Raw genomic sequence first — 3,488 nt, 5'->3', positions numbered from 1 at the left:
GGCCGGCCAGGCAGTGCAGGAGGGTGGACTTGCCCGAGCCGGAGGGGCCCATGATGGCTGCGAACTCTCCTTCGGTGATGGTGAGACTGACCGTGTCCAGGGCCACGACCTGGGCCTCGCCCTCGCCATAGACCTTGGTCAGACCACGGGCCTCAACCACCCGCATCGGTGCGGAGGCGGCAGGAGTGATGGGCGCCGTCGGCGCTCCCGGGGTGGCCGGGGCCGCCTGGGGGAGCGGCGTGGGACGGGCGGGGTGGCCGAAGGCCTGAGGCTGGGATGGATACGTCATCTCATGACCCTTCTCGGTGACTGACTCGGGTGGCGGGCGGCGCCGACCACTGGCATCGCACTGCGTCCCGCACCGCCCTGGTGATGTGAAGAAGCCTAGAAACGACGCCATCGCACCGGAATGCGTCGAAGGACGGGACGCGTGAGGTCGCTGTCCGTCAAAAGGTGGAGGCGCGACGGTACGAAGGTGCGGCTGCCCCGTGCCCTGGAACCAGGGCACGGGGCAGCCGCTTATCAGGCTCCATGTCAGGAGGGGAGCAAAGGGAAGTCAGAGGGGAGCAGAGAGCGGGTTTTAGTCCTGGGCGAGGGCGCGGATGGGTGGGATCCTACTGGCGCTCTCAGCTGGGCGCAGTGAGGCCAGGACTCCGACTGCGGTGGCAGCCAGGAGGATGCCGCCTAAGGCCAGAATTAGGGTAGGCCACGGGACTTGGAGGATTGTGAGGAAGCTCCCGGAGTTTGTGTTGAGTAGGGCGGCCACTCCTGCGATACCCACGCCGCAGCCGAGCAGGATGCCGATGCTGCCGCCCAGGAGGGCGATAAGGATGGCCTCGGTGATAAACAGAAGCCTGATTTCCTTGCGTTGGGCACCGGTGGCGCGCAGGACTCCGAGTTCGCGGGTGCGTTCCAGGACACTGATGGTGATGGTATTGGCCAGTCCGGATAGGGCGATCAGTAGCGTGAAGATCAGCATGACGCCGATCGCTATGGAAACTTGCCGAACCTGGTCGGTGAAGTTGACGCGGCCCTCTTGGGAGTCAGCGACGTATAGTCCGGTACCTGCCAAGGCTTTGCGGACGGCGGAGACGGGAAGCTGGTTGGAGGCGTCCCCACTGGTGCGCACCCACACGATGGAGGCGGTTGGGGCCTCTCCGACCAGCCGATTCGCGACGGCGGGCGTGATGGCAGCATCGAGTCCCTCCTTCACCCGGACGGTGAGCTCAACGCTTCCGGCAGGCCCCTTGAGGGTCACAGGTGTTCCGTCGGGGATGTTGTACATACGACTCAAGACGAGGGTCTGGTCGTCGAGAGTCTCCAGGGCTTCCTGGGAACGGAGGACTGGGGAGACCTTCTTCTGGTCGACGGCGGCAACGTTAAGGCTTTCCTCCTGGCCGCCCTGGTCTTCACTGGTCATCTTGACGTCGAGCCACGGGAGGGGAGTGACATATTCCACCCCGTCAACGGCTGCAATCTTTGTGACAGTTGACGAGGGATCTTGTCCGGCTGCGAACTCTCCCACGATGATGTCAACGGGAGTATTGGAATTGACGTAGTTCTGCATGGAGGATGCAATGCCGGCCAGCCCGCTGGCCATCGTGGCTGCCACAGCGACAGCGACGAGCAGGGACGCGGTGGTTGCCGCCGCGCGGCCGGGGTTGCGGGCCAGGTTGCGGGTGGCCAAGTGGAGGATTGGTTTGTGGGTCTGGCTACAGACTGATTCGATCAGGCGAGACATTCCGATGACGAGCAGAGGAAGTGCAAAGATGATTCCGAGGACGGATATCCCTGCCCCTGCCCCGATTATCTGCAAGGAGCCCCAGGTAATCCCGCCCTGAATGAGACCAAGGCCGAGTATAGCGACGACCACACCCGCGACTGCCGTCGCCATCCGTCGTCTGCTAAGCGACTTTTGGTTGGCGGCCTGCTCGGTCAGTGCCACAAGTGGAGATACTCGAGTGGCCTGGCGCGCCGTTCTCAAGACGGAGACCAAGGTCATCACTGTGCCGACAAGGAGCGCCAAGGCGAACGCTGTCCAGGAGATGGTCAGGTGGCGGGGTTTGACGCTCTCGATGATGCCGAGATGGATCACCGGAACCGCTATGGCGGCGCCGATGATAGCCCCCGCTACGGATCCAGTCAGCCCGGTGAACAGAGCTGTGCGCAGCACAGAACCCATGATCTGGCCGCGGCTGGCGCCGACACAGCGCAGCAGCCCGATCTGGCGGGTCTGACGCGCCATGAGCGTCGTGAAGGTTGTGGCGATGACGATCCCGGACACGACCACGCACACCGGGGCGATGATTTGCAGAAGGGTGAGTGTCTTCGAAGCAGTGGCGTCAGAACTCGCGGCACGCATGGTGATGATGTCGGAGGCAGTGTAGGCTTGCGCGCCAGGCTGCGTAGCGGCCAGAACTTCGGTGACGGAACTGAGAAGCTCCTTGTCACTGGTTCCCGCCTGTGCGGTGACATAAAGGATGGTGGGGCCATCAGGAAGCCCCATTGCGGCTTGTGCCTCTCCAGTAGCGAAGATGTAGGGGGTGTCGTCAGTATCGCCCCGTGTGATGTCGGCCGCCGGCTGGACCACGCCTACGATGCTGACTGTTGTGGGGGAGGCATCCTTGGAAGCCTTCAGGCTCAGGGTGCTGCCGACTTTTACGCCCTGCTGACGCTCTAGGACGGCGGGTGCGACAGCGATCTCGTTAGCGGTTTGCGGCAGTCGCCCCTCTGTTAAACGGGTACCGCCCGTGAGCTTCGGTACATTCAGGACAATGAGACCGCTTTCTTGTCCTGTGCCCGCGCGGCTGGCTTGAACCCCTCCGTCGACATAGGGGCGTACGGACGCAACTCCGCCAGCTGCGGAGACCTCTCGCACAGCCTGGTCGGAGATCCTGCCGCTGGCAGTGTCGCTAGAGCCTGCTAGAACTACCACGTCAGCGTCGCCGACGCTCGCTCGGGCGTTCTCAGTCACTTTTGCTTGTAAGGAGTCGGAGATGATGAGGGCGAAGGCGATGAGGGCGGCGCTCATGGCTACGGCCACGAGGGCGGCGGCTGTTCGTCGCAGATCGAGGAGCGAGGGCATCAGCGGGCCTCCGTCCGGGGAGTCGGGCCGGGGGTGGTGGGACGGGCCGCCGGACCGGAAGCGGGGGAGTGGCCCGCGGCGCGACGGGCACCGGGCGCGGCGGCCGGGGCGGCATGGCCGCCGGCCGGGCGGCGCACGGCCTCGACCCCGGTGATGCGCCCGTCACGCAGGCGGATGATGCGGTTGGTGGTGGCGGCCGCCTGCTCGTCGTGGGTGACCATGACCACCGTCTGACCCAGGCGCTCGCACATGCCGGCCAGGGTCTCCAGCAGGGCGGCGGCTGAGGTGGTGTCCAGGGCGCCGGTGGGTTCGTCGGCGAAGACCACTTCGGGGCGGCCCACGAGGGCGCGGGCCACGGCTACGCGCTGCTGCTGGCCGCCGGAGAGCTCGTTGGGGCGGTGGG

General features: G+C 65.3%; 3 protein-coding genes. All 3 read right to left on the bottom strand.

Annotated elements, in window-relative coordinates:
* On the bottom strand, positions 1–289 hold a 289-nt coding region (locus HMPREF2883_RS15350; protein WP_256277246.1), incomplete at its 3' end, for an ATP-binding cassette domain-containing protein.
* 291 nt (positions 290–580) lie between these two features.
* Positions 581–3,085 (bottom strand): FtsX-like permease family protein, encoded by a 2,505-nt coding sequence (locus HMPREF2883_RS00360; protein ID WP_070658138.1) that lies wholly within the window; start codon positions 3,083–3,085, stop codon positions 581–583.
* The coding region (locus HMPREF2883_RS00355) for an ATP-binding cassette domain-containing protein (protein ID WP_141758969.1) at positions 3,085–3,488 on the bottom strand (404 nt) is incomplete at its 5' end. The genes HMPREF2883_RS00355 and HMPREF2883_RS00360, both read right to left, overlap by 1 nt.

The organism is Actinomyces sp. HMSC075C01 (genome assembly GCF_001812965.1).
Classification (GTDB): Bacteria; Actinomycetota; Actinomycetes; order Actinomycetales; family Actinomycetaceae; genus Actinomyces; species Actinomyces acetigenes.
Note: the sequence above shows the minus strand (reverse complement) of the source record. Positions and strands in the feature narration are given on the sequence as shown.

Bases quoted from the DNA above. Each gene is read 5' to 3' on its own strand.
- HMPREF2883_RS00360 (WP_070658138.1), bottom strand. From the start codon at position 3,085: ATGCCCTCGCTCCTCGATCTGCGACGAACAGCCGCCGCCCTCGTGGCC.